This is a genomic window from Actinoalloteichus fjordicus (assembly GCF_001941625.1).
Lineage (GTDB): Bacteria > Actinomycetota > Actinomycetes > Mycobacteriales > Pseudonocardiaceae > Actinoalloteichus_A > Actinoalloteichus_A fjordicus.
The window spans coordinates 602,147-625,710 of sequence record NZ_CP016076.1; the positions used below are offsets into that span (position 1 = coordinate 602,147).

Below are 23,564 nucleotides of genomic sequence, written 5' to 3' on the forward strand. Positions count from 1 at the left end.
TTATGGCAGCGGATCGGACTGACAGGTCGTTCCTTCGGCGGGCAGGGTTCCCTCGAGGAGGTAGTCGCTGGCCCGCTCTACCGTGCACCGGGACTGTTGCGAGGCGATGTGGCCGGGCCCTTCGTTGACCAACAGCCTGCTGCCGGTGAGCAGGTCGGCAGCGCGTTCGGCACCTGCAAGGGGCGTGGCCGGGTCCAGCCTGTTGTTGACGATCAGGATCGGCGTCGCAGTGTCGGTTCCCCAGGGACCGTCGAAGCGATCGGCCGAACTCACCGGCCAGACCGCACACGTGCTGTCCTCCCACGCCTTGGTCTCGGCGAAGCGTGGCGACTGCGCCGTGCGCTTCTCGACGGCGGAGAGGAACGACTTCGGGGAGTCGGGATTCGTGCTGTCAGTGCAGGTAACCGCGTGGTACGGGTCCTGAATCCCGCCGTAGGCGCCGAACAGCGTGCCGCTGCCGTCCAGAACGTCCTCAGCGATCAATCGGCCGGACTCCGAAGCGGGATCCGCCACCGCCTCGTCGACGGCGGCCAAGGTCGGCGCCAGCACCGATGACCAGACCGTCGGCTGGTAGAGGAAGGCGGCGGTGATCTTCGTCAGGTAGCTCGCGGTCAGCGTCGCCTCGCGGCCGTCGTCGGTGACCAGCTCGACCGGGTCTGTCGCGAGTTCAGCTCGAAGTCGGTCGAAGGCCCCGACCGGGTCTCCCGCACCGAAGGTGCAGGGGAACTCCTCCGCCGCGCACCGGTCGGCGAAATCCTGGAACACCGCGTCGGTCTCGATGTCCGAGCCGATGCGGGCCGATCGCAGCTCTCCGGGCAGGACGCCGGACTGTGCCTCGGAACCCAGCACGCTGTCGAGGACGGTCCGGCCGACGTGCTCGGGAAACAGGTGGGCGTAGACGGTGCCGAGATGTCCGCCGTAGGACTGCCCCAGGAAGTTCAGCCGTTCGTCACCGAGCGCGGACCGGACCAGGTCGAGATCACGAGCGGCGCTGGGAGTATCGAGGTGCTCCAGCAGCTCCCCCGATCTGTCTATGCAGCGGTCGGCGTACTGCCGATCCCGGTCGATCCGCTCCGCCCGTTCTGCCTCGGTGGTCGGATAGAGGGGCAGGCCCGCGTTGAACTCGGCTGCGTCCTCGGGGGAGTCGAAGCAGCTGACGGCGGGCAGGCTCTGTCCTGTCCCACGTTGGTCGACCGTGACCAGGTCGTACCGAGCCATGACCTCCGCAGTGACCGGAGCGGCGACCTGTCCGGAGCGGATCAGCCGGAGATAGTCGCCGGAGCCGTATCCAGGGCCGCCACGGTGCAGCACCAGCGAGCCGAGGCGGGAGTCGGAATTCGTCGCAGGTGCACGGGCGAGCGCCAGTTCGACTGTCGTGCCGTCCGGTTTCGAGTGGTCCATCGGCACGGCGATCGTCGCGCATTCCAAGGTCGCGTCGTCTGCACAGGGCGACCATGCGATGTCCGACCCCGCAGCGGACTCCGGGGCCAGGCCCCATGCCGATGCGGTGGTGAACACGGCGGCCGCCGTGGCGATGGTGAGAAGTCGGTGGGGTATCGACCAGGCGTTGTGAGTCATGGAGAAAGGGTCACAGAACGTCACAGTGCGGCGGTAGTGACAAGTGTCATCAAGATCGATGACAACTGTCATAAACTTCGCGTAGATCGTCTGGCGGTATTGAGTCCCGGCCCTACCCTGCCACGCTAGAAGAACGAAGGGGACATATCTCCTCGGAAGTCCTGGCGAGACAGCCTGTCCGTCACCGACCGTCGATTGCTACTCGACGACACGGCCGGAACGGGCGGGTTCACGCCGCTGCGGCCTGTCGAGCTTCGCCGTGCGCTGCTCGCACGATTTCTGCATCGGCTGCTGTGATCCGGACGGCAACCCGGGACGGCGGGCGGCCGATGAGCCGCCTGCCCAACACCACCGACCAGCTCTTGAAGACCTGCCGGCCGGGCCGCCGTTGAAAACCTGCCCGCAACGCCCGGACCGAATGCCGCGACAGCGCCGATTGACTCGCTCGCCGTCGCCGGGGTCGCGACACCTTCTGCGCCACCGCGCCCCCTCGCGGACTGCCGGTCTGACGACGTGCAGCGAGGTTGCCGCGAGCTTCCCGAAGATCGCTGCGGCGGTGTCGGATTCCAGAAGTTGATGGAGATCGGGTCGACCCGTGGTCAAGGATCGGTCTCGACATCGGCCGTCTCGGCCCGCGAGAGGGCGTCGGCGCTGCACAATGCGGGCCACAACGGCGTGCACGGCGCCGCCGTCGACCAGGACGGATCGATTCAGCCCGAGGGAGCACCGTGGAGAACCCCTGCACGTCCGGCACCGCATCATCGGCCGGGGCGGCGGACGACCGTTCGTCGTCCGACCGCGCCGATCGGCGGGCGGGCGCGATCTACGGCCTGGCCTACGGCGATGCCTGGGGCTTCGGGGTGGAGTTCGCGTCCTACCAGCGAATCGTCAACGTCTACGGCAAGCGGGGCCCGGAGTTCCCCCGACTCGCCGCGATCACCGACGACACGCAGATGAGCATCGCCGTCGCCCGCGCGCTTGACGACACGGCCCGTGCAGGCGGACTCACGCCGCTGCGACCTGCCGAGCTTCGCCGTGCACTGCTCACCCGATTCCTCCAGTGGCTGCATGATCCGGACAACAACCGCGCGCCCGGCAACGCCTGCCTCACCGCCCTGTACGCGGTGGAACGGCTCGGCACGGACTTCTGGGCCACCGCGTCGGTGACGAACTCCAAGGGCTGCGGCACCGTCATGCGCGCCCCCTGGATCGGCGTCGATGCTCGGTTGACGGACGCGGAGGTCGGTGACGTGGCCGCCCTGCAGTCCGTGCTGACTCACGGGCACGCCACGGCGACCGTGGCGGCGATGATCACGGCCCGTGTCACCAGAGAGCTGTTCGCAGGCCGGGTCGATCTCGCCGACGCATTCGACTGGACGGTCGACCACGTTGCCAGCCGTCCCGGTTTCGACGTCGACGTTCTCGGCACGGTCTGGGAGCGAGAAGGGCGTTCCAGCGCCCAGGAGTATCTGGACGTGGGCTGGGCCGAGGTCGCGGGCGTGCTCGACCGGGCACGACTCGGTCTCCAGCCGTTGCGGCAAGAGCCCTGGGAGTCCGATCCGTGTCAGTACGGCGGCGACGGCTGGACGGCCGAGGAGGCATTGGCCACCTCGCTGCTCATCGCGACCGCATTCGCCGACGACCCGGAGAACGGGCTTCGCCGCGCGGCGGCCACCGGTGGTGACTCCGACTCGCTGGCGGCGGTCGCGGGCGGTCTGCTCGGCGCGGGGTGCGGCATGGTCTGGCCGGAACTCTGGATCGAACGCCTGGAACCCCGCTACCGCGACGAACTCGCCTCGATCCGGGAGCAGTGACCCGAGACGACGGACAGCCCGCCACCGGGCTTCGAGTTCGCATCGCCTGCGCACCACCGGAATCGTCGCCACCGTGACACTCGGCCCGCCGACTCGACGGATGCCCACCATCGGTGCGAGGACGAGTCGCGGTCGGTCGGCGGCGCGCCCGCTTGCGGACACGGCCTGAGCTGCTGGAACCCCTCCGGAACCCTCAGCGGAAATCGTTGAAGGTTCCAGTGACTCTCCCCGCGTCAATGGAATCAGTGACTATTACTATTCACTGGCACCACTCAGCTGGGCGGATCTGAGCACTTCGCGCGGCCCTCCTGACACCCGCCGTAGCCGAGCTGCCTGGCAGTTTCACGGTCTGCGATGCATCGCGAGAGCCGTACACGGTGTCGAGATCCGCCTGCGGCGCCGAGAACCGTCCGATGATGTCGCCGAATGACGCCATCGGCGCGGGCCGGCTCGCATCCGGACGGCGAGCAGGGACAGCACGTGCGGACGAGGCCACGCTGCGGGCCTTCGGCCGGGAGTACCGGATGACCGGTGGGCTGCGCGGCATCGAGGCGGGACGTGTTCCAGCAGCGACGAGGGAGACGTCGGTCACCCGATCGCGGGGTCTGCTGCCCAGGCGTGGACTTCGCAGGCAGGGCGGCGGCCGTCGGCGCCTCCCCCGGTCCGGCACAGCGAGCCTGCCGGGGAACGACCCGGTCGCCCGGATCGTTGACCAGGGGTAGCGGTGGTGAAGACGAAGGAGTTTCGACAGGCCTGGCCGTACCGGTCAGTGCGACACGACGACCGGAGGCGAAGCGACGTGCACAAGCATTGGAACGGAGTGAAGACCGCTCTGCTCCTCGGCGGCCTCGGCGGGATCGTCGTCGTCATCGGCGGAGTCATCGGTGGTCGAACCGGCTTGTTCGTCGGCCTCGGGATCGCCCTCGTCACCAACGGCTATGCCTACGTCAACTCCGACAAGATCGCGCTTCGGGCGATGCGGGCCCGCCCGGTGTCCGAGGCGGAGCAGCCTGCCATGTACCGGATCGTGCGCGAGCTGGCCACTGCTGCCCGGCAGCCGATGCCTCGGCTCTACGTCAGCCCGACCGAGGCGCCCAACGCCTTCGCGACCGGTCGTAATCCGCGCAACGCCGCAGTCTGTGCCACGTCGGGCATCCTGCGGCTTCTGGACGAACGCGAGCTGCGTGCCGTACTCGGACACGAACTCGCCCACGTCTACAACCGGGACATCCTGATCTCCTCGGTGGCGGGCGCCCTGGCCAGTGTGATCACCTTCCTGGCCAACTTCGCGATGATCTTCAACTTCATCGGTGGCGGTGGCGGTGCGAACCGGCCCAACCCGTTCGGGCTGCTGTTGATCGCGCTGCTCGGCCCGATCGCGGCGGGCGTGATCCAGATGGCGGTGAGCAGGTCCAGGGAATATCAGGCCGACTCGTCCGGCGCCGAGCTGACCGGGGACCCGCTCGCGCTCGCGTCTGCATTGCGCAAGCTGGAGCTGGGCACTCGCGCGGCCCCGCTGGCTCCGGAGCCTCGCCTCGTCGCCGAGTCGCATCTGATGATCGCGAACCCGTTCCGCCCTGGCGAGCGAATGGCACGGTTCTTCTCCACGCATCCGCCGATCGAGGATCGCGTCCGCAGGCTCGAGGAGATGGCGGGTCGCCAGCTGCCCTGGTGAGGGCGAGCCGGGGTGCCTGCCGATGGCCGCCGTGCCCGCCGAGTCATCCGGGGGAAGCCGTTGGCTGCCCCCGAAACCTGCCGCCGAGCAGCGAACAAGGGGACTGGCATGAACTCGCGGTCGCCGTCGGGTTCATGCCGACCGGCGAGCGTCTCACCGCGCGGGTGACCGCTTCAGGAGACGTCGTCCGTCGTGCTGCCCCCGGCCGCGATGGCCATCACATACTGTCCGTAGCCCGACTTGGCGAGCTTGGCTCCCAGCGCGTGGCAGGCCGCAGCGTCGATGTAGCCCATCCGCAGGGCGATCTCCTCCAGACAGGCGATCCGGACTCCCTGCCGATGTTCCAACACCTGTACGAACTGGCCTGCCGCCAGCATCGAGTCATGCGTTCCGGTGTCGAGCCAGGCGAATCCGCGCCCGAGGTCCACCAGTTTCGCCCGGCCCTGACGCAGGTAGGTGAGGTTGACGTCGGTGATCTCCAGTTCGCCGCGTGGCGACGGTCGAAGGCCGCGCGCGATCTCCACCACGTCGTTGTCATAGAAGTAGAGGCCGGTGATGGCCTTGTTCGACTTGGGGGTGGCGGGCTTCTCCTCGATGCTGATCAACCTGCCGTGCGCGTCCACCTCGCCGACGCCGTAACGCTCCGGATCCTGCACGGCATAGCCGAAGAGCACACAACCGTCCAGATCGACGACCTGCGCGGCCAGCATCCGGGGAAAACCGTGGCCGTAGAAGATGTTGTCGCCGAGAACCAGCGCGACCGAGTCGTCGCCGATGAAGTCCGCGCCGATCACGAAGGCCTCGGCGAGCCCGTTCGGCTGGGGCTGCACCGCATAGTCGAGTCGGAGACCCAGCTGTTCGCCGTTCCCGAGCAGCCTCCGGAAGAGCGGCAGATCCTCCGGAGTGGAGATGATCAGGATCTCTCTGATTCCCGCCAGCATCAGCACGGACAGCGGGTAGTAGATCATCGGCTTGTCGTAGACCGGAAGCAGTTGCTTGGACACCGCCTGTGTGATCGGGTGCAGCCGTGTGCCGCTGCCGCCCGCGAGCACGATTCCCTTCACCGCAACTCCCTGCCTCGTGTCCGCTTCGCCGTCCGGCTGGTGGCCGAGGCGCTCGGAGCGAACGGCCTGCCGGTCCAACCCTAGCTCCCACGCCACGCGTTCAGGGCCGCACAGCGCAATCAGCCACCTGCCGATGACGATCACGTGCGGATGCCAGTGCAGCCGTTCGCGGCGGAGACCTGGTCGCTGCCGATGCTCGCCGCCGATGCCCGACGAGTACGCAGCCGAATCCCGGCGGAGCGGCTCGCGACGGCGACCGTCGAACTGCTGATCCGCATCCTCGGCCTGCTGCCCGGGCGGATGGGCTCGTCGGGAGAACGGATCGAGCGGCCGAGGGGGCTCAGCCTGCCGCCGCGGAGGTCCGATACTGCGTGGGGCTGAGCCCGTGCTCGCGCTTGAACGCGGTGCTCAAGGCGAAGGAACTGCTGTAGCCGACCTTCCTGGCGACTGAACCGATCGTCTCGTCGGGGCTGCGCAACAGATCGGCGGCGACGGCGAGGCGCCACCCGGTGAGGAACCGCATGGGCGGTTCGCCCACCTGCTCGTGAAAGCGTCGCGCCAGTGAGGCGCGGGACACACCGGTCGCGGCGGCCAGCGTCGCCACGGTCCACGGTCGGGCAGGCTCGTTGTGCAGGATGCGCAGTGCCGGTCCGACGACCGGATCGGACTGGGCGCGGTACCACGCGGGCGCCCGTGCCTCTGGCCGGTCGAACCAGGCGCGCAGGACCGCGATGAGCAGCAGATCGAGCAGCCTGTCCAGGACGGCGGTCTGTCCGGGGGCGTCCTTCACGATCTCGTCGCTGAGCAGCGGCAGCAGTGGGCAGTCCCACTCGTCGTCGCGGAGCACGACCAGGCCGGGCAGCGCGGTGAGCAGCCGCCTGCTGACCTCGCCGTGCATCTGATACGTGCCGGTCAGCATCATGGTCGACCCGTTCGGATCGGCACCCCAGGTGCGGACGCCGAGGTCTCGCAGCCCGAGCAGCGGCTCCCCCGCCGGGGTGGTGCAGCGCTGTCCCGGATGGATCACGGCCTGCGGTGGCGTCGCCGGGTCGTCGGCGACCGTGTACGGACCCGGCCCCCGGACGATCGCGACGTCGCCTGCGGCCAACTCGATCGCCGAACCCGTGTCCGGCACCACCCAGGCCTGTCCCCTGACCACGGACACCAGCGTCAGCGGCGCGCGATCCTCGATCCGCAGGGACCAGGGTGGATTCAGCACGGAGCGGAGGAGGAAGGCGCCCCTGGCCCGCGGACCGTCCAGCAGCCCTGCGAGTGCATCCATACCCATGCGCCGGACTTTAGACGATGAATGATGTATTCAAGACAGTCGGCTATGGATCGTCTCATTCGATCGGGCTTCACTGAGGACATGACAGAACACGCTTCGCAGCGACGTCCGATCCTCGTCCTCGGCGGCACCGGCAAGACCGGCCGTCGCGTCGCCGCCCGACTCGCCGACCTCGGCCTGCCGGTACGGATCGGCTCTCGATCCGGTCGGCCGAGCTTCGACTGGGCCGACCAGGCCACCTGGCCTGCGGCACTGCCGGATGTGGCGGCGGTCTACATCGTGTACTACCCGGACCTCGCGTTTCCCGGCGCTGCGGAGACCGTCGAGGCCTTCGCGAACCTCGCGGTGCGCAGCGGAGTCCGGCGGCTGGTCCTGCTGTCCGGCCGAGGCGAAGAGGGCGCGCTGCGCGCCGAGCAGGCGGTGCGGGAGACGGGCGCCGACTGGACGATCGTCCGAGCGAGCTGGTTCGACCAGAATTTCAGTGAGCACTTCCTGCTGGACCCGGTGCTCAGCGGGGAGATCGCGCTGCCTGCCTCGGCAGTGGCCGAACCGTTCGTCGATACCGAGGACGTCGCGGCGGTCGCCGTCGCCGCGCTGACCGAGGAGGGGCATGCGGCTCGGCTCTACGAGGTCACCGGCCCACGCCTGCTGACCTTCGCCGATGCCGCAGCAGAAATCGCCGCCGCCACCGGTCGGGACATCCGATTCGTCCAGGTCAGTCCGCAGGAGTATGCGGCTGCGGCGGCGACCCACGGCGTGCCTGCCGAGGAGGTGAGCGCCCTGACCGAGCTGTTCACCACCGTCCTCGACGGGCGCAACGCCTACCTGGCCGACGGTGTCCGCCAGGCACTCGGCCGGGAACCCGTGGACTTCGCCGACTATGCCCGTCGCACTGCGGCCACCGGCGTCTGGTCGGTGTGACCACGGCCGCGACTCCGCACGGTGCAGGCCGAGTCAGACGCTGACCCGAGCCGGACCACCCGTCGACCCGCTCAGGTGAGGAGATTCTTGTGCCACCACTGCTATCGACGCTCGTGCTCATCGGCGCGACCCTGGCCATGGGACTGACGGCGGGCCTGTTCTACGGCTTCGCCTGTGCCGTCATGCCGGGACTGCGAACGGCGGACGACCACACGTTCGTCCGAGCCGTGCAGCGGATCAACGTGGCCATCCTCAACGGCTGGTTCGCCCTCGGCTTCGCGGGCGCGCCGCTGCTGATCGCCTCGGCGGCGGCGCTGCACCTGCCCGGCGCCGCACCCGAGGTGTCGGGGTGGATCCTCGCCGCGCTCGTCCTGGACCTCACCGTGATCGTGATCACCATGCGCGTCAACGTGCCGATGAACGATGAGCTCGCGAAGGTGGCCTGCTCGGCGGGAGCGGCAGAACTCGCGGCGGCACGCAGGCGATTCGAGGCGAGGTGGGTGCGGTGGAACGGCATCCGGGCGGTGGTGTCGACGGCGGCGGCGGCCTGCCTCGTCATCGCACTGTTCCGGTATGGCGGTGTGGCGGTGATCGCCTAGCGAATCCCGGCCCGCAGGACACGGCACGGGCCGGGGCGCGCGTCGCCGGTCGCGACCGACCCGCGCGGCCGCCCCAGCCGCGACGGGGGAACGGCGAATCAAGAAGACGCGGGATGAAACACCACCCGCACGAGGAATAGTGCTTTCACCGTACCGGTGGCACCCGTCAACGAACTCGGGCGAACCTGCCCGGAGTGACCAGATGAACGCTCCAGAGCTGATCGCGATCGCCGTCAGCCGCCGAACGCACCAGAGAACTCCGGGCCGGTGCCATAGAATCCGATGGTGTGTGACGAGTCGTACGATGAGATGATGCTGACGGGAATCTTCGTCACGTTCGCGTTATTTCCGTATTCGTCGCCATCCTGGAACTCGTCAAGGTTCACTGTGACATCACGGCCGAATCCTGCATAGCCAGGAGGGCTTGCCGCCGCTGTGCCGGCCAGTGCAGGGGTGGCAGTGCCTGCGAGGATCGCGCAGGCCAGCGCGGCACCCGCCGCGATGCGGGAAGAAACACGGAACACGAACTATTCTCCTTCTTCACGACCAGGATCAAGCTGGTCGGCAGTCTGACTGATGATCTACTTGAGCGCGAATCACTCTGCGGCGTCACCCTGACGAGGGCGAATCGGCCGGGTTGGTGCACATTTGTCTATCAATTGATTGAACCGCAACGGACTCGTACTCGCCTGCGTCCGTCGCTCGTCGCCAGCCGTTCAGGACGAAGATTCCCCGACTCGGTCCAGAACCGGCTGACCCCTGCCTGACCATGGCGGCGCCGCTGTCGACATTCGGGTGTCGTCGTCTTGCGACTGCCACCGCGTCAGCCGACGCGGGAACAAGACCGCGCGGCCAAGCGAGGGATCATCAATATATAGCGCCGATCTCTCCTGGTGAAAGCAGCGACGTGCCGTCGTCCGTGTGGACCCGGGGATCGTGAATGCCGGAGCGAGACGGCGAGGCGAGCCTGCGATGTCGGGCAGGCTCGTGGGATCGTCCGCACTACTTCGACCCGGCGGATCTCACCCGCACCCTGCCCGACGACCCTCGTCTCGCTGCCTGCGCTCGCGTCGCACCGGCCTTGGACAGGTCGTGGAGTCTGACGAGCGTGGGCAGGGTTCAGGCACGCCCCACCCGTAGGAAGCCGCCTGAGTGCCGGTAGCAGCCGGACATCACTCCGGAGAAACGACGAACGCCCCGATGACCGTGTCGCATGAGGTCATCGAGGCGTTCGTCGTGGTGTGGCGGGTGAAGGATTCGAACCTTCGTAGGCGTAGCCGACGGATTTACAGTCCGCTCCCTTTGGCCGCTCGGGCAACCCGCCAGACCGATCGGCGCACCGACCAGCGAGACACAGCATACATACCAACGGGGCATGCTCTGCGTCGGGTGCCCACCCGAGTAGCGTTCTCGTAGTCCTGGCCCGTCAAGGAGCCGGTGACCAGTCTTCTTCTTCGGAGGTGTGGACGTGGCCGACGCGTCGTTCGACGTGGTGAGCAAGGTCGACCGTCAGGAGGTCGACAACGCGCTGAACCAGGCGGGCAAGGAGCTCGCCAACCGCTTCGACTTCCGGGGGACCGGTGCGAAGGTCTCGTGGTCGGGTGAAGAGGCGATCACCATCGAGGCGGAGACGGAGGAGCGCTGCACCGCCGCGATCGACGTCTTCAAGGAGAAGCTGATCAAGCGTGGCATCTCGTTGAAGGCGTTCGAGGTCGGTGAGCCTGCCGTCTCCGGCCGGATCTACCGGGTGACCGGAACCCTGGTGCAGGGCATCTCCACGGAGAAGGCCAAGCAGATCGCCAAGAAGATCCGGGACGAGGGCCCGAAGGGCACTCAGGCCCAGATCCAGGGCGACCAGCTTCGGGTCACCAGCAAGAAGAAGGACGACCTGCAGGCCGTGATCAGCCTGCTCAAGGCCAGCGACTTCGAGTTGGCGTTGCAGTTCACGAACTACCGCTGACTCGTCGGTCGCCGTCTGGGCTCCGGGCAGGTCCGCCCGCAGGCTCGGGATCGAACCGAGCCCGGTGGGGCGGCGACGTGGGGCTTTTCGGGGGTGGGTCGTGTCGGCGATGATGCGCAGGCTGAGCCGCCCCGACGGATCCGGGGCGTCTCGCGGTCTGTCGGCGGCCGTCGGCGCCCTAGGCAGGTCGTCTCCCCGGAACCCGCCGCCGGGGCGCGTCGCCGCCGGCAAGGATGCCGACGGGAACGGACTCCTCGATCATCGGGCTGGAGCCTGTCCGCCCGACGTGGCCGTGGCCTGCGGGGTCCGTTGCGGACGATGCCTCCGGCGCCGGGGGCCGTCATGTCCAGGCGACCGACCAGATTCCAGCCTGGTGGGAACCCGTGCCGGGAGCTCGCTGCCGTGACTGTGTCGGGGCGAGGACGGGCGGTCGGAGCGGACGGTGCGCCGTCGATCGGGAGCAGGCCGACGCTGCACCGTTGATCACTGTGCGGGGCGTGCGGAGGTTTCCTGCGGGCCGGGGTGCGTACCGGGGGTGCACGACGTGGCCGCTTCGGTACGGGCCGTCGCCGCCGGTGCTGATCTTCTTCGCCGATCGAAAGCAGCGACTAATCGTCTCGCCTGTCAAGAAAAGGCGCGCTTCGGGGGACTCGAAAAGCGTTCGCGTAATCGATTGACCGACCTTTTCTCGGTCTCGCTTCCGGCGCGTCCCGCAGCCATCATGATGCCTGCGGCCCGGCGAATGTCCGGCGGGGGATCGAGTCAGGTGAATCCTTCTGACCAGGGATTATGCTGGCGGTGCTCGGGCGTGCACGGATCGTGAGTCAAGATCGAAAGGCAATCGCATACCGTGACGCGACATTCCGGTCAATAGCCGTGAGTAGTTTCTCGGTCACGGCAGGAAAGGCTGAGATCTAGCGCTCTGTCCGGAAAGAAGCGAGGACTTTTATGGTAAAACATATGTGACCTCGTGGGTCGGCCTGCGCGAACCTCGGCCTACTCCGCGCGCCCGGCGGGGGCATGAGGAGGATGGCATGTCCGACAGCCCTGGCCAGGTCTCCGAAGCGGAGTCGCCGGAGTCGACAGGCTCTCCGCAGCGTGTCGAGGAGCATCAGCGGTCTTTTCGCTGGTTCTCCAGTGGACTGCTGGCCGTCGGCATCCTCTTCTCCGTCTTCGTCAGCGCCATGGTGCCCGGTGACTTCGGCTCCGACCTCTACTGGACGGCGCCGCTCCTGGCCGTCGGCTTCCTTCTCGCCGAGCGCTTCACCATCCACGTCGACGTCAACCGGGTCGGCTGGACGGTCTCCTTCACGGAGATCCCGCTGGTCATCGGCCTGCTCATCGCGCCGTTCGAAGTGGTGCTGATCGCTCATCTGCTCGCGGGCATGAGCATGCTGATGGGCACGCTGATCAGCAGGCGGGCCTACAGCCACGCGGTCTACAACGCGGGGGTGATGTGCCTGGAGGTCGCGGTGCCGTTCGCGATGGTCGCCGTGCTCGGGCAGCTCCTGGAAGGGGTCGGCCCCAGCTGGCTGCCGGTGATGCTCGGCGCGTTGTTCTCCCCGCTCATCAGCATGTTGCTGGCACTGGCCGCGATGCGGGTGCTCGGCGGCGAAGTCCGCTTCTCCGGTGCGGTGCGGATGGCCGCCTACATCCTCGCGGTGGGACTGCTCAACACCTCGGTGGGCCTGGTCGGATTCGAGCTGGCCGACCGAGCGCCGTGGGGATGGGCGCTGCTGGTCTTCCTCTGTCTGGCGGTGGCCGCCTTCTACCGCGCCTACTCGGGTCTGCTGCGCGAACGCCGTGACCTGGAGGCCCTCAGCGACGTGAGTCTCACCGTCGCACGATCCGGTCAGCACGTGGCGGGCAGGCCTGCGGGCGAGCGGTCCATCGCCGTCGCAGACTCACGAGACGAATGGCAGTCGATCACCGACCGGATCAGGGATCAGCTCAACGCCACCCGGGTGGTGCTGCACCTGCGGCTTGATCCCGACGGTGATCGGTTCAGCGTCGTCTCCGGGGAGGCCCTGCCCGTAGGCGCGCTCCCGAAGGGAGAGCTTCGCGACGACCCGCTGCTTCAGCTTCCCGGCACTCAGGTGCGCTACTTCCGGGCGATCGACGCGGTGGAGGAGATCCGCTCCGCATTGCAGAGCCGAGGCGCCTACGAGGCGCTCGTCGTGCCGTTGCGCGGGGCGCACCAGCTGCTCGGCGCCGTCGAGGTGCACGACCGGATCAGTCGGTGGCGGGGATTCGGGCAGGCCGACATCCGCCTGCTGCGCACGCTGGCCAGTCATCTCGCAACCACGATGGACAATCGCAGGCTGCTGGGCAGGCTGCGGCATGACGCCTATCACGATCCGCTCACCGGACTGCTGAACCGGCCCGGGTTCCGCGAGGCCGCAGACGCACGCATCCAGCCGGGGCGGCAGGCCTCGATACTGCGCCTCGACCTCGACGTGCTGTCCACGGTCAGCGATGCGCTCGGACATGCCTGGAGCGATCGGATGGTGGTCGCCGCGGGCGGGCGCATCCGCGACGTCCTCGGTGCCGACGCCCCGCTGGCCCGGTTGGAGAGCGGCTCCTTCGCGGTGTTGGTCCTGGACCGGAGCGACGAGGAGTTGGCCGAACTCGCCGAGCTGCTCCTGACGGAGGTCGTCCGCCCCTATCCGGTGGAGCGCCTGACGGTGGAGGCCTCGGCCGTCGTCGGCTACGCCTGCCTGGACGAGGAGCCGACGGAGGAGGAGTCGCCCGCCGACGCGCTGCTCCAGCAGGCGGACGTCGCCATGCGGGCGGCCAGGACCGGTGATGCCGGGGTCCGTCGATACGCCCCGAGCATGGGGCAGATCTTCCTGCGGCGCTTTCAACTGGTCACCCAGTTCCGACAGGCCCTGGACACCGGCCAGGTCGAGGTGCACTTCCAGCCGAAGATCGCGCTGCGCAGTCGGGCGGTCGTCGGCGTGGAGGCGCTCGTACGGTGGGTTCACCCGGAATTCGGCAGGCTGGACCCGGACGAGTTCGTGCCTGCGGTCGAGGCGACCGGACTGGTCGACGCGCTGACGTCCTTCGTCATGGAGCGCGCCCTGATCGAGGTGCGCGGCTGGCTGGACCGAGGCCTGCGGATCTCGGCGGCGGTGAACCTGTCGGTGCGCAACCTCGCCGATGAGAACTTCCCAGAGCGGGTCGGCGAGGCCCTCAGCAGGCATGAGGTTCCGCCGCAGCTCCTGACCTTCGAGCTGACCGAGTCCGGGGTCATGTCCGATCCCGAGCGTGCGCTGCCGGTCCTGCGCAGGCTGCATGCGCTTGGTGTCGTGCTGGCCGTGGACGACTTCGGCACCGGCTACTCCTCGTTGGCCTACCTGCGACAGCTGCCGGTCGACGAGGTGAAGATCGACAAGAGCTTCGTGTTCGGCATGGGCTCCGATCTCTCTGACATGGCGGTGGTCCGGTCGATCATCGAGCTCGGTCACTCCCTCGGCCTCGTCGTGGTGGCCGAGGGGGTCGAGGAGGACGCGGTGCGGGATCAGCTCGTCGAGATGGGCTGCGACATCGCCCAGGGCTATCTGATCTCTCGCCCGCTCCCGCTGGACCGCTTCGAGGCCTGGTTGCAGGCCCGTACGGTGCGGGTTCGCGGTCTCTACGATGAGACGGTGCTCACACTGGTCAGTTAGTCCAGGTGGGCGAGGTACCCCCGATTTCTCAATCCGGGCGGTCGTTGTGTAAAGTCTGGATCGCTCCCAGCCGAGCAGGCCCCAATAGCTCAGTCGGCAGAGCGTCTCCATGGTAAGGAGAAGGTCTACGGTTCGATTCCGTATTGGGGCTCCACGATCTCGTCGCGGCACTGGTCAGTTGAGTGTCGCGGCAGAGTCGTGTGTGTTGCGTCATGTTTGCTTGGCGGTGTAGCTCAGTTGGTAGAGCAAACGGCTCATAATCGTTGCGTCGCCGGTTCAAGTCCGGCCACCGCTACCAAGTGAGATGGTCCACGCCCACATCAGTGGTCGGCCATCTCGATCCCGCGAGACCGAGTGAGAGAGAGGCTCCCCGTGGCCGCCACCGACGTTCGCCCCAAGATCACGTTGGCGTGCGAGGAGTGCAAGCACCGTAACTACATCACCCGGAAGAACCGGCGGAACGACCCGGACCGTTTGGGCATCAAGAAGTACTGCTCGAACTGCAACACCCACCGGGTGCACAAGGAGACCCGCTGACCGGATCGGTGCACCTGCACCCCCGTCGTCACGACACGACCAGACCAAGGCCCTCGCCGATGCGGCGGGGGCCTTCGTCGTGTCATGGGCAGGCTGCGGCTGGGCGGGCCGGACCACGTCGGGTCGGGTCGCGGGGGAGCAGGACGTCGCCGAGGAGAACCTCGCCGAGGAGAACCTGACAGCGTCCCCGGCGACCGCCCATCGGTACGGTAAGGCCCGTGGCCCTGGATCAAGCCTTCATCGGACGTGTCTATCCGCCTACTGCGCCGTACGAGGTCGCGCGGGAGAAGATCCGCGAGTTCGCCGTCGCGGTCGGCGCCGCCGATCCCGTGCATCACGACGTCGCGGCGGCGGTCGCGGCCGGGCATCCCGATGTGATCGCTCCGCCGACCTTCGCCGTCATCCTCTCGATGGGGGCGACCTCGGCGCTGACCGAGGACCCCGAGCTGGGACTGGACTACAGCCGGGTGGTCCACGGCGACCAGAGCTTCGTGCATCATCGCCCCATCCGAGGCGGGGACCGCCTCCTCACCACGACGACGGTCGAGAGCATCGTCAGCCGGGCGGGCAACGACATGATCACCGTCCGAGCCGACATCAACACCGAGGACGGCGAACTGGTGACGGTCGCTCGCTCCATGCTCGTCGCCAGGGGCACCGCAGACACGCCCGCGCCGGGTTCGAACGGATCGGCTTCGACCGGGAACGGTGCCGGAGATCAGGACGCCACCGGCTCGGCCGGTGCCGCGAGCGAGTCGGAAGGGGCCAGGGCATGAGCCTGCGTGCTGCGGCGGACGTCGAGGTCGGCGAGCTGCTTCCGGAGTCGCGCGTGTCGGTCAGCCGGGCGGACCTCGTCCGGTACGCCGGTGCGTCCGGCGACTTCAATCCGATTCACTGGAACGAACGAGTGGCCCGCGAGGTCGGCCTTCCCGACGTGATCGCCCACGGCATGTTCACCATGGCTCAGGGTGCGCGGCTGGTGGCCGACTGGGCGGGCGATCCAGCCGCGGTGGTCGAGTTCGGGGTTCGCTTCACGCGGCCGGTCGTGGTGCCGGACGACGAGGACGGCGGCCTGATCGAGTTGTCCGGCAAGGTCACCGGGCGCGATGACGACGGCACGCTGAAGGTCACCGTCACCGCGCGCAGCAGGGGACAGGCGGTGCTGGGCCGGGCGATCGCGCGGGTTCGACTGGCCTGATCGCAGGCACCTCGGCGGCTCGTGACGCCGCGCCCGCCCGGCCGCTCCGGTGCCCGCCCGTCGGCGTACTGCTGACCGCCGACGTCGGCGAGCGGGACTGCGCGGGCCTGCTGCCTGCCGCAGGCGGGACGGCCCGGCTGCGGCCCCCGCCAGGCAGGTCGCTGCGCGGGCCCGGCCTGCGGCGGTGGACTTCGAGCGAGAACGTCGGATACGCGGGGGCACGGGCGTTTCGCCATCGGCTGGAGACACGACACCGCCGGGAGCGAGTGCTCCCGGCGGTGTCGGCGGCCCGACGGGGCCGTTGCCGCATGGGTTCCCGTGGGTCGTGGCGCAGGCCAGGTCGAGTGCCGTGCCTGCCGTTCGTGATCTAGCGGGCCTCGGCGAGCAGCGCGCCCATCCGCTCGACGCCGGTCACCAGGTCCTCGTCGCCGAGGGCGTAGGACAGCCGCAGGTAGCCGGGCGTGCCGAAGGCCTCACCGGGCACCACGGCCACCTCGGCGTGCTCCAGGACGACCTCTGCCAGGTCGATGCTCGACGTGAGCCGCCTGCCGCGCAGCTCCTTGCCGAGCAGCTCCCGGACCGAGGGGTACACGTAGAACGCGCCCTGCGGGGTGGGGCAGGCCACTCCGGGGATCTTCGACAGCAGGGACACGATCGTCTGCCGCCTGCGATCGAATGCCGTCCGCATCTCCGTCACCGCGTCCAGCGGTCCCGCCACGGCGGCCAGGGCCGCCCGCTGCGAGACGTTGGCGACGTTGGAGGTCAGGTGCGACTGAAGGTTGCCCGCCGCCTTGATGACGTCCTTCGGGCCGATCATCCAGCCCACTCGCCATCCGGTCATCGCGAAGGTCTTGGCGACCCCGTTCACCACGATGCACCGATCGGCCAGCTCCGGGACGGCGACCGGAAGCGAGAGCGCCTGCACGTCGTCGTAGACGAGGTGCTCGTAGATCTCGTCGGTGATCACCCAGATGCCGTGCTCCGCCGCCCAGCGGCCGATCGCGGCGACCTGCTCCGGCGGGTACACCGCACCCGTCGGGTTCGATGGCGAGCAGAAGAGCAGCACCTTCGTCGCGGCCGTCCTGGCGACCTCGAGCTGCTCGACGCTGACCAGGTATCCGGTCGACTCGTCGGTGGGCACGACCACAGCGGCACCGCCCGCGAGAGTGATCGCCTCGGGGTAGGTGGTCCAGTAGGGGGCGGGCAGGAGCACCTCGTCGCCGGGGTCCAGCAGGGTGGCAAAGGCCTGGTAGACGGCCTGCTTGCCACCGTTGGTGACCAGCACCTGACTCGGCTCGACCTGGTACTGGGAGTCGCGCAGGGTCTTCTCGACGATCGCCTCGCGGAGCTCGGGCAGGCCCCCCGCCGGGGTGTAGCGGTGATTCCTCGGCTCGGCGCAGGCGGCCTCGGCCGCAGCCACGATGTGCGGCGGGGTCGGGAAGTCCGGCTCACCCGCACCGAACCCGATGACTGGTCTGCCCGCTGCCTTGAGGGCCTTGGCCTTGGCGTCCACTGCCAGGGTCGCGGACTCGCGGATGCCGCCCACTCGTGCCGAGATTCGGGGGCGGAGCGGGCTGGGAACTGGGCTGTCTGTCTGTGGAACGGCCATGCCGGAATGCTCCCAGACCTGGCCTTCTGTCGGTGAGCCTGCCCCTGGAGTCGCGGTCATGACGGTCTGCGGGCAATGGGGTTGGAGTAATGCGGGCCGCGTACCGTACACTTCCGATCCTGGGCAGGCTCACCGCTTCAGACCCGGCTGCGTCATGGGTCGGCGACGGTGCGCGAGGTTGTCCGGACGGCGGTGGACCATCCGGTTCGGCCGCCAAAGGGGTGTAGCTCAATTGGCAGAGCAGCGGTCTCCAAAACCGCAGGTTGCAGGTTCAAGTCCTGTCACCCCTGCGTCGAAGCCGACGGCTGAGCGGAGGAGCGCAGCGTGAGCGAGGACCGCGAGCACAAGCGGGACGGGGAGGGCGACGACGCCTCCCGGCCACGCAGCGCTGCCGAGCGTCGCGAGCGCCGCGCCTCCGGGCGCCCGGCTGCCAGGAAGGACCGACGCGGCGGAGACGCCGAGTCGTCCAAGGGCGAGGTAGTGAGTTCGGGCGCCACCCCGAAGAAGGGGCGGCCGACCGAGTCGCGCGACGGCAAGGGCAAGCGCCCTTCGCTGCCGCGTAGGCTTGGTCGGTTCATCCGCGAGGTCGTGGCTGAACTCCGGAAGGTCATCTGGCCCACGCGCAAGCAGATGGTGACCTACACACTGGTGGTGCTGGTCTTCGTTTCCTTCATGGTGACGCTGGTGGCGGGACTGGACATCGCCTTCAGCCAGGGCGTGTTGTGGCTGTTCGGCTGATCTCGATCCGTTGCGGATCGCAGGTCGGTGGACGGGCCGCGACCGCGACACACGAGAGGAAGCGGGACCGACAGTGACCTCCAACGAGGACAGCCAGGAGCTGGCCGGCCTGTCCGACGCGCAGGTGCACGCCAAGGACGCCGATGACGACTCGACGGCTGTCGAGTCCGCCGAGGCCGGCGAGACTGCCACGGAGGCCACCGACGGTGCTGCTGCCGGAGCGGCCTCGACAGGCGAGGCGGCCGAGGAGCCCCAGGACGAGCCCGAGTTCGACCCGGTGGCCGAGATGCGCGCCGCGCTCGCGAGCGCGCCCGGCGAGTGGTACGTCGTGCACTCCTACGCCGGTTACGAGAACAAGGTCAAGACCAACCTCGAGACCCGGGTCCAGACCCTCGACGTGGAGGACTTCATCTTCCAGGTCGAGGTGCCGACCGAAGAGGTCACCGAGATCAAGAACGGCCAGCGCAAGCAGGTGCAGCGCAAGGTGCTGCCCGGCTACATCCTGGTCCGGATGGAGCTGAACGACGCCTCCTGGGGCGCGGTGCGCAACACGCCTGGTGTCACCGGCTTCGTCGGGGCCACCTCGCGTCCCTCGCCGCTGACCCTGGACGAGGTGCTGAAGTTCCTCGTCCCGCAGGTCGAGGAGGCCAAGCCGGAGAAGGGCAAGGCCGCCGCTGCGGCAAGCAAGTCGAACATCGAGGTCGACTTCGAGGTCGGCGAGTCGGTGACCGTCATGGACGGGCCGTTCGCCACCCTGCCCGCGACGATTAACGAGGTCAACGCCGACGCACAGAAGCTCAAGGTGCTGGTGTCGATCTTCGGCCGCGAGACTCCGGTGGAGCTGTCGTTCAACCAGGTCTCCAAGATCTGACCACGGCGACATTCGTTCGCCTGCTCAAGACCCCGCCGCGTCCCTGCGGCGTCGGAAATGTGGGAGGGCCACGCGCTGGCCCGTCACCACGACTGATCCAGAATCGAAGGAACAGAGGACATGACCAAGCGCAGCAAGGCTTATCGTCAGGCAGAAGAGCTGATCGACCGCGCGCGGCTCTACTCGCCGCTGGAGGCGACCAAGCTGGCCCAGGAGACCGCCAAGGCCAAGCAGAACTCCACGGTCGAGGTGGCGATCCGGCTCGGCGTCGACCCGCGTAAGGCCGACCAGATGGTGCGTGGCACCGTCAACCTGCCGCACGGCACCGGCAAGACCGCCCGCGTGATCGTCTTCGCGACGGGGGACAAGGCAGCCGAGGCCGAGGCCGCAGGCGCCGACGCGGTGGGCACCGACGAGCTGATCGAGCGCATCCAGGGCGGTTGGCTGGACTTCGACGCCGCGATCGCCACGCCGGATCAGATGGCCAAGGTCGGTCGGATCGCGCGCATCCTCGGCCCGCGTGGCCTGATGCCGAACCCGAAGACCGGCACCGTGACGCCCGACGTCACGAAGGCCGTCACCGAGATCAAGGGCGGAAAGATCACTTTCCGGGTAGACAAGCAGGCCAACCTGCACATGGTGATCGGCAAGGCGTCGTTCGAGACCGACAAGCTGGTCGAGAACTACGCGGTCGCCCTGGACGAGGTGCTGCGGGCGAAGCCCTCGGCAGCCAAGGGCCGCTTCCTGAAGAAGATCACCTTCTCCACGACCATGGGCCCCGGCATCCCGGTCGACCCGAACCGCACCCGCGACCTGCTGTCCGACGAGGCCTCTTCCTGAGGTCCTACGCAGGCTGACCACGTGATCGGGCCCCCGCCGCATCTGCGGCGGGGGCCCGATTCGTCTGTGCGGGTCCTCGATCGCTGCGGGTGCAGCAGGAGCTCCCCGGCCAGCCGAAGGCAGACCGGCCGTCCGGGGCAGGTGCTCGGTGGGCCTGACGGTCGGGCCTGGGCATGGGCAGGACGGGGGGGACCGGGCAGCGGAGCCGCGTCGGCGTCGTTCCGACTCCGACGCGGTGCGGCCGGGGAGCGCTCGCCGATCACTGTGCAACCAGCGGCCTGCGGAGCCTGCACCCGTGCCAACCCGAGCCCCGACGGGGGCGGGCCGTCCCGCCGTGCGACGTCCGCGCTCGCGGCTGCGGCCCGTGCGGGTCGCACGTGAGCTGATCGAAGCGGGTGACCCGGTCGCCGCGCCGTCGCCCACCGGTCCCCAGGGTGCGTCGGCCTGCTCAGCCGCAGTCCTCCTCCTGGTGATCGGTGATCAGCCAGGATCGGGTGTCGTCCTGGTACGTGAGCTCGAAGATTCCCAACGGCGGACCGCCGTTGACGGTCATCTCGCAGGAGCTGATGGTCGCGACGCGTCCCGTCGGACTGTTCGCCGAGTCGGGGAAGCCGGGGCTGCGGTAGCCCATCTCGACGTCCTCCCCGAGTGCCTGCACCGCCGACACGCAGTCCGCGGCGCCGAAGGCGGTGGCGAAGGCCGCCGCCGCCTCGGCCGAGAAGAGGGCGCAGCCTTCGGCGGCGGGCCCGAAGAGCACGTAGGTGTGCAGTAGCCGGATGGTCTCCGACGGCCTGCCGGTCACGGTCGGATCGGCGGCCTCCGACGGCGGCGCCGAGGCCTCGCACTCTTCCTCGACCGAGTAGCCCGCCACCTGCCAGCCGCCGTCGGGGTGCCGGGTCAACTCGAACGTGCCCAGCGGTGTCCCGCCCCGGACGGTCATCGACCCGCAGGAGCTGATCTCCTTGCGGTCGCCGTCGACCTGTCCCGCGTCGGTGCCGAACTCGGGGCTCGCGTACCGCTCGGCGTCGGTCACCTCGCCCGCCAGCCCCCGGACGGCCTCGGCGCAGTCCGCCGCACCATGAGCGTCGGCGAACTGCGTCGCGGCCGAGGCGGTGAACAACGAGCAGGGACGTTGATCGCCCTCCTCGTGGTGCCCGATGTAGTGATAGACGGTGCGGACCGTCTCGCGCGGGCTGGCAGGCCGGACGCTCCCGCCGGTGCCGAAACCGGGGCTCTGCCCGCCGGGACCGCTTGCGGACCCCCCGCCGCCGAACATGCACTGCTGCACCAGCAGGGCGACGATCACCAGGATCACGAACATCAGCAGCTTGCGGACAAGCTTCCTGCGCAGCAGACGTCGCCAGAGCGGGACGGGCTTCTCCGGCGCCTTCTCCTCGGTCTGGGCCGCCTGAAAGCGCTGATACTCCTGGAAGCGGCGGAAGTCCTCGAACTCACGCCGCTGCACGGCGTCGAGCTGATCGGGACCCTCGGTGGGGCCTGCGGGCAGCGCGGCTGGGCGCGGAGGGACCTCGTCGGAGTCGTCGGGGCGTCGCAGTTCGGCCACGTCCCCATCATGCCGTGCGTGATCGGGTGCAGGTAGTGACTTGCCGAGCCCGGGGCGCGGCTGGGACGTCGAGGCCGGTGTGTGGAGCCTGCGGGCTTGCGCTGCCCTCCGCCGCCTTCTGCCGTGATCGCTGGCCGTGACTTTCGGCCGAGGCAGGCGGGGCGGTTGCGGCGCGGGTCGACAGCCTGCCGAGAGGGCCTCGCCGGGGATGCCTGGACCGTGCGCTATCCTTGACGCCAGTTCTACCGAAGACCGCTGGTTTCGTGGCCGCAGGCGACTGCGACACGACGAAGGCCCGTCGCAGACGGGCGGCCCGCGCAGGAGGAACGAGGCTCTTACGGGTCAGCCCTGATGCGGCTGCCGTTCTCACGCCCCGTGCCGTCCAGCGCCGGGGCGTTCGTCTTCTCCGCGTGGTCTTCGCTTCGGAATCAGCAGACCCGAGCACCTGTCGTTCGGTTCGCCGAACGACATTCGATGCGCAGAGAGGAGGCGACATGGCCAAGTCCGACAAGGTCGACGCGGTCACCGAGATCTCGGACCGGTTCCGTTCTGCCTCGGCAGCGGTGATCACCGAATATCGCGGGCTTTCCATGGCACAGCTCAACGAGCTGCGCCGTGCACTGGGCCAGGGCGCCACGTACCGGGTCGCGAAGAACACGTTGGTCAAGCGTGCCGCGGTGGACGCCGGAGTGGACGGTCTCGGCGACCTGTTCACCGGTCCGACCGCCATCGCCTTCGTCGAGGGCGAGCCCGTCGACGCTGCCAAGGCCCTGCGTGACTTCGCGAAGGACAACAAGGCGCTCGTCATCAAGGGCGGGTACATGGACGGCCGCGCGCTGTCCGTGGACGAGGTCAACCAGATTGCCGACCTCGACTCCCGTGAGGTGCTGCTGGCCAAGATGGCGGGTGCGCTGAAGGCGAACCTGTCCAAGGCCGCCGCCACCTTCGCGGCACCGGCCACCAAGGCGGCCAGGCTCTTCGTCGCCCTGGAAGAGAAGAAGCCGGCAGGCGAGGCCCCGGCGGCCGAGGCCGCCGACGCTCCGGCCGAAGCCTGAGCACCCACCCACACCACCAGCCCGTCCGGTAGTCCTCGTACGCCGGCCGGGTGAGCCAGAAAGGAACCGCCACCATGGCGAAGCTGTCCAACGCAGAGCTGCTCGACCACTTCAAGGACATGACCCTTCTCGAGCTCTCCGGCTTCCTGAAGGAGTTCGAGGAGACCTTCGACGTCACCGCCGCCGCGCCTGCCGCCGTGGTCGCCGCAGGCCCGGCCGCCGCCGCTGAGGCCGTCGAGGAGCAGAGCGAGTTCGACGTGGTCATCGAGGCTGCGGGCGACAAGAAGATCCAGGTCATCAAGGTCGTCCGCGAGCTCGTCAGCGGCCTGGGCCTGAAGGAGGCCAAGGAGCTCGTCGAGAGCGCGCCCAAGGCCGTCCTCGAGGCCGTCGCCAAGGACGCTGCCGAGTCCGCCAAGGAGAAGCTCGAGGCTGCGGGCGCCAAGGTCACCGTCAAGTGATCTAGTGCTGTTGCACACCGCGTGTCGGGGGGTGGATTCCAGGTGGAACCACCCCCCGACATGTGTCCACCGCCGAGTCGGCGGGCCGTCCGGGACGGACGACGGTGACACGAGGTGACGGTCTGCT

At 68.7% G+C, this 23,564-nt stretch carries 20 protein-coding genes, 4 tRNA genes and 1 pseudogene; 18 read left to right on the forward strand and 7 right to left on the reverse strand.

The window, feature by feature from the left end:
• Entirely contained in the window at positions 1-1,578 is a 1,578-nt protein-coding gene (locus tag UA74_RS02725) for an alpha/beta hydrolase (RefSeq protein WP_075738590.1), read from the reverse strand.
• Positions 1,579-2,306: 728 nt separating this feature from the next.
• Here UA74_RS02725 and UA74_RS02730 point away from each other — a divergent pair.
• Positions 2,307-3,392 (forward strand): ADP-ribosylglycohydrolase family protein, encoded by a 1,086-nt coding sequence (locus tag UA74_RS02730; protein WP_075738592.1) that lies wholly within the window; start codon positions 2,307-2,309, stop codon positions 3,390-3,392.
• A 799-nt stretch (positions 3,393-4,191) separates the two neighbouring features.
• Positions 4,192-5,067 carry a zinc metalloprotease HtpX gene (gene htpX, locus UA74_RS02740; RefSeq protein WP_075743337.1) on the forward strand — a complete coding sequence of 292 codons (876 nt, stop codon included), beginning with the start codon at positions 4,192-4,194 and terminating at the stop codon, positions 5,065-5,067.
• A gap of 173 nt (positions 5,068-5,240) precedes the next feature.
• On the opposite strand, the gene rfbA is transcribed toward htpX, so the two are convergent.
• Positions 5,241-6,131, reverse strand: coding sequence for a glucose-1-phosphate thymidylyltransferase RfbA (gene rfbA, locus UA74_RS02745; RefSeq protein WP_075765922.1), 891 nt, complete (start codon positions 6,129-6,131; stop codon positions 5,241-5,243).
• Between the two features lie 150 nt (positions 6,132-6,281).
• Here rfbA and UA74_RS02750 point away from each other — a divergent pair, with 150 nt between their 5' ends.
• A complete protein-coding gene (locus UA74_RS02750) occupies positions 6,282-6,512 on the forward strand; it encodes a hypothetical protein (RefSeq protein ID WP_157433960.1) in 231 nt (76 codons plus the stop codon).
• Here UA74_RS02750 and UA74_RS02755 read toward each other — a convergent pair.
• Positions 6,472-7,413, reverse strand: coding sequence for an AraC family transcriptional regulator (locus UA74_RS02755; protein WP_075738598.1), 942 nt, complete (start codon positions 7,411-7,413; stop codon positions 6,472-6,474). The genes UA74_RS02750 and UA74_RS02755 overlap by 41 nt on opposite strands.
• Positions 7,414-7,500: 87 nt before the next feature.
• Between UA74_RS02755 and UA74_RS02760 the strand changes: the two genes are divergently transcribed.
• Both UA74_RS02760 and UA74_RS02765 read left to right on the forward strand, forming a co-directional pair.
• The gene (locus UA74_RS02760) at positions 7,501-8,340 is read left to right on the forward strand and encodes an NAD(P)H-binding protein (protein ID WP_198042906.1); all 840 of its coding nucleotides are present in this window, start codon (positions 7,501-7,503) and stop codon (positions 8,338-8,340) included.
• Positions 8,341-8,429: 89 nt separating this feature from the next.
• Positions 8,430-8,939 (forward strand): anthrone oxygenase family protein, encoded by a 510-nt coding sequence (locus tag UA74_RS02765; protein WP_232237607.1) that lies wholly within the window; start codon positions 8,430-8,432, stop codon positions 8,937-8,939.
• Positions 8,940-9,172: 233 nt separating this feature from the next.
• Here UA74_RS02765 and UA74_RS31430 read toward each other — a convergent pair whose 3' ends face one another.
• Together UA74_RS31430 and UA74_RS02770 are read right to left on the reverse strand one after the other, a co-directional pair.
• Entirely contained in the window at positions 9,173-9,463 is a 291-nt protein-coding gene (locus tag UA74_RS31430; protein ID WP_157433961.1) for a hypothetical protein, read from the reverse strand.
• Positions 9,464-10,181: 718 nt separating this feature from the next.
• A tRNA-Tyr gene (locus UA74_RS02770) sits at positions 10,182-10,263 on the reverse strand.
• Positions 10,264-10,407: 144 nt separating this feature from the next.
• Here UA74_RS02770 and UA74_RS02775 point away from each other — a divergent pair.
• The 7 genes and pseudogenes from UA74_RS02775 (at position 10,408) to UA74_RS02805 (ending at position 16,302) form a co-directional block, all read left to right on the forward strand.
• On the forward strand, positions 10,408-10,899 hold the full coding sequence (locus UA74_RS02775) for a YajQ family cyclic di-GMP-binding protein (protein WP_075743345.1): 492 nt from the start codon (positions 10,408-10,410) through the stop codon (positions 10,897-10,899).
• A gap of 1,034 nt (positions 10,900-11,933) precedes the next feature.
• The gene (locus UA74_RS02780) at positions 11,934-14,567 is read left to right on the forward strand and encodes an EAL domain-containing protein (RefSeq protein ID WP_075738635.1); all 2,634 of its coding nucleotides are present in this window, start codon (positions 11,934-11,936) and stop codon (positions 14,565-14,567) included.
• Positions 14,568-14,645: 78 nt separating this feature from the next.
• Positions 14,646-14,721, forward strand: a tRNA-Thr gene (locus UA74_RS02785).
• A 68-nt stretch (positions 14,722-14,789) separates the two neighbouring features.
• Positions 14,790-14,865 (forward strand) — tRNA-Met (locus UA74_RS02790).
• Positions 14,866-14,939: 74 nt separating this feature from the next.
• Positions 14,940-15,104: a 50S ribosomal protein L33 gene (rpmG, locus tag UA74_RS02795; RefSeq protein WP_069846347.1), complete on the forward strand. Its 165-nt coding sequence runs from the start codon at positions 14,940-14,942 to the stop codon at positions 15,102-15,104.
• Between the two features lie 218 nt (positions 15,105-15,322).
• Positions 15,323-15,775: pseudogene (locus UA74_RS02800) on the forward strand (FAS1-like dehydratase domain-containing protein); the annotation flags it as partial.
• A gap of 101 nt (positions 15,776-15,876) precedes the next feature.
• The gene (locus tag UA74_RS02805) at positions 15,877-16,302 is read left to right on the forward strand and encodes a MaoC/PaaZ C-terminal domain-containing protein (RefSeq protein ID WP_075738639.1); all 426 of its coding nucleotides are present in this window, start codon (positions 15,877-15,879) and stop codon (positions 16,300-16,302) included.
• Between the two features lie 367 nt (positions 16,303-16,669).
• Here the strand turns inward: UA74_RS02805 and UA74_RS02810 are convergent, their stop codons facing one another.
• On the reverse strand, positions 16,670-17,911 hold the full coding sequence (locus UA74_RS02810) for a pyridoxal phosphate-dependent aminotransferase (protein ID WP_075738641.1): 1,242 nt from the start codon (positions 17,909-17,911) through the stop codon (positions 16,670-16,672).
• 217 nt (positions 17,912-18,128) lie between these two features.
• Between UA74_RS02810 and UA74_RS02815 the strand changes: the two genes are divergently transcribed.
• From UA74_RS02815 to rplA, 4 genes are all read left to right on the forward strand, one after another.
• Positions 18,129-18,201, forward strand: a tRNA-Trp gene (locus UA74_RS02815).
• 34 nt (positions 18,202-18,235) lie between these two features.
• On the forward strand, positions 18,236-18,649 hold the full coding sequence (secE, locus tag UA74_RS02820) for a preprotein translocase subunit SecE (protein WP_075738643.1): 414 nt from the start codon (positions 18,236-18,238) through the stop codon (positions 18,647-18,649).
• A gap of 73 nt (positions 18,650-18,722) precedes the next feature.
• The gene (nusG, locus tag UA74_RS02825) at positions 18,723-19,520 is read left to right on the forward strand and encodes a transcription termination/antitermination protein NusG (RefSeq protein WP_075738645.1); all 798 of its coding nucleotides are present in this window, start codon (positions 18,723-18,725) and stop codon (positions 19,518-19,520) included.
• A 120-nt stretch (positions 19,521-19,640) separates the two neighbouring features.
• Complete coding sequence (gene rplA, locus UA74_RS02830) at positions 19,641-20,360, forward strand: 50S ribosomal protein L1 (RefSeq protein WP_075738647.1); 720 nt, start codon at positions 19,641-19,643, stop codon at positions 20,358-20,360.
• Between the two features lie 448 nt (positions 20,361-20,808).
• Here the strand turns inward: rplA and UA74_RS02835 are convergent, their stop codons facing one another.
• Positions 20,809-21,924 (reverse strand): hypothetical protein, encoded by a 1,116-nt coding sequence (locus tag UA74_RS02835; protein WP_075738649.1) that lies wholly within the window; start codon positions 21,922-21,924, stop codon positions 20,809-20,811.
• Between the two features lie 494 nt (positions 21,925-22,418).
• On the opposite strand from UA74_RS02835, the gene rplJ reads away from it, so the two are divergent.
• Together rplJ and rplL are read left to right on the forward strand one after the other, a co-directional pair.
• Positions 22,419-22,979, forward strand: coding sequence for a 50S ribosomal protein L10 (gene rplJ / locus UA74_RS02840; protein ID WP_075738651.1), 561 nt, complete (start codon positions 22,419-22,421; stop codon positions 22,977-22,979).
• A gap of 74 nt (positions 22,980-23,053) precedes the next feature.
• Entirely contained in the window at positions 23,054-23,437 is a 384-nt protein-coding gene (rplL, locus tag UA74_RS02845) for a 50S ribosomal protein L7/L12 (protein ID WP_075738653.1), read from the forward strand.
• Positions 23,438-23,564: the final 127 nt, after the last annotated feature.

Excerpts from the sequence above, each read along its gene's own strand:
- UA74_RS02725 (WP_075738590.1), bottom strand. The coding sequence starts at position 1,578 with ATGACTCACAACGCCTGGTCGATACCCCACCGACTTCTCACCATCGCC.
- UA74_RS02750 (WP_157433960.1), top strand. The coding sequence starts at position 6,282 with ATGCCAGTGCAGCCGTTCGCGGCGGAGACCTGGTCGCTGCCGATGCTC.
- UA74_RS02755 (WP_075738598.1), bottom strand. The coding sequence starts at position 7,413 with ATGGATGCACTCGCAGGGCTGCTGGACGGTCCGCGGGCCAGGGGCGCC.
- UA74_RS02760 (WP_198042906.1), top strand. The coding sequence starts at position 7,501 with ATGACAGAACACGCTTCGCAGCGACGTCCGATCCTCGTCCTCGGCGGC.
- UA74_RS02780 (WP_075738635.1), top strand. The coding sequence starts at position 11,934 with ATGTCCGACAGCCCTGGCCAGGTCTCCGAAGCGGAGTCGCCGGAGTCG.
- UA74_RS02805 (WP_075738639.1), top strand. The coding sequence starts at position 15,877 with ATGAGCCTGCGTGCTGCGGCGGACGTCGAGGTCGGCGAGCTGCTTCCG.
- UA74_RS02810 (WP_075738641.1), bottom strand. The coding sequence starts at position 17,911 with ATGGCCGTTCCACAGACAGACAGCCCAGTTCCCAGCCCGCTCCGCCCC.
- rplA (WP_075738647.1), top strand. The coding sequence starts at position 19,641 with ATGACCAAGCGCAGCAAGGCTTATCGTCAGGCAGAAGAGCTGATCGAC.
- rplJ (WP_075738651.1), top strand. The coding sequence starts at position 22,419 with ATGGCCAAGTCCGACAAGGTCGACGCGGTCACCGAGATCTCGGACCGG.
- rplL (WP_075738653.1), top strand. The coding sequence starts at position 23,054 with ATGGCGAAGCTGTCCAACGCAGAGCTGCTCGACCACTTCAAGGACATG.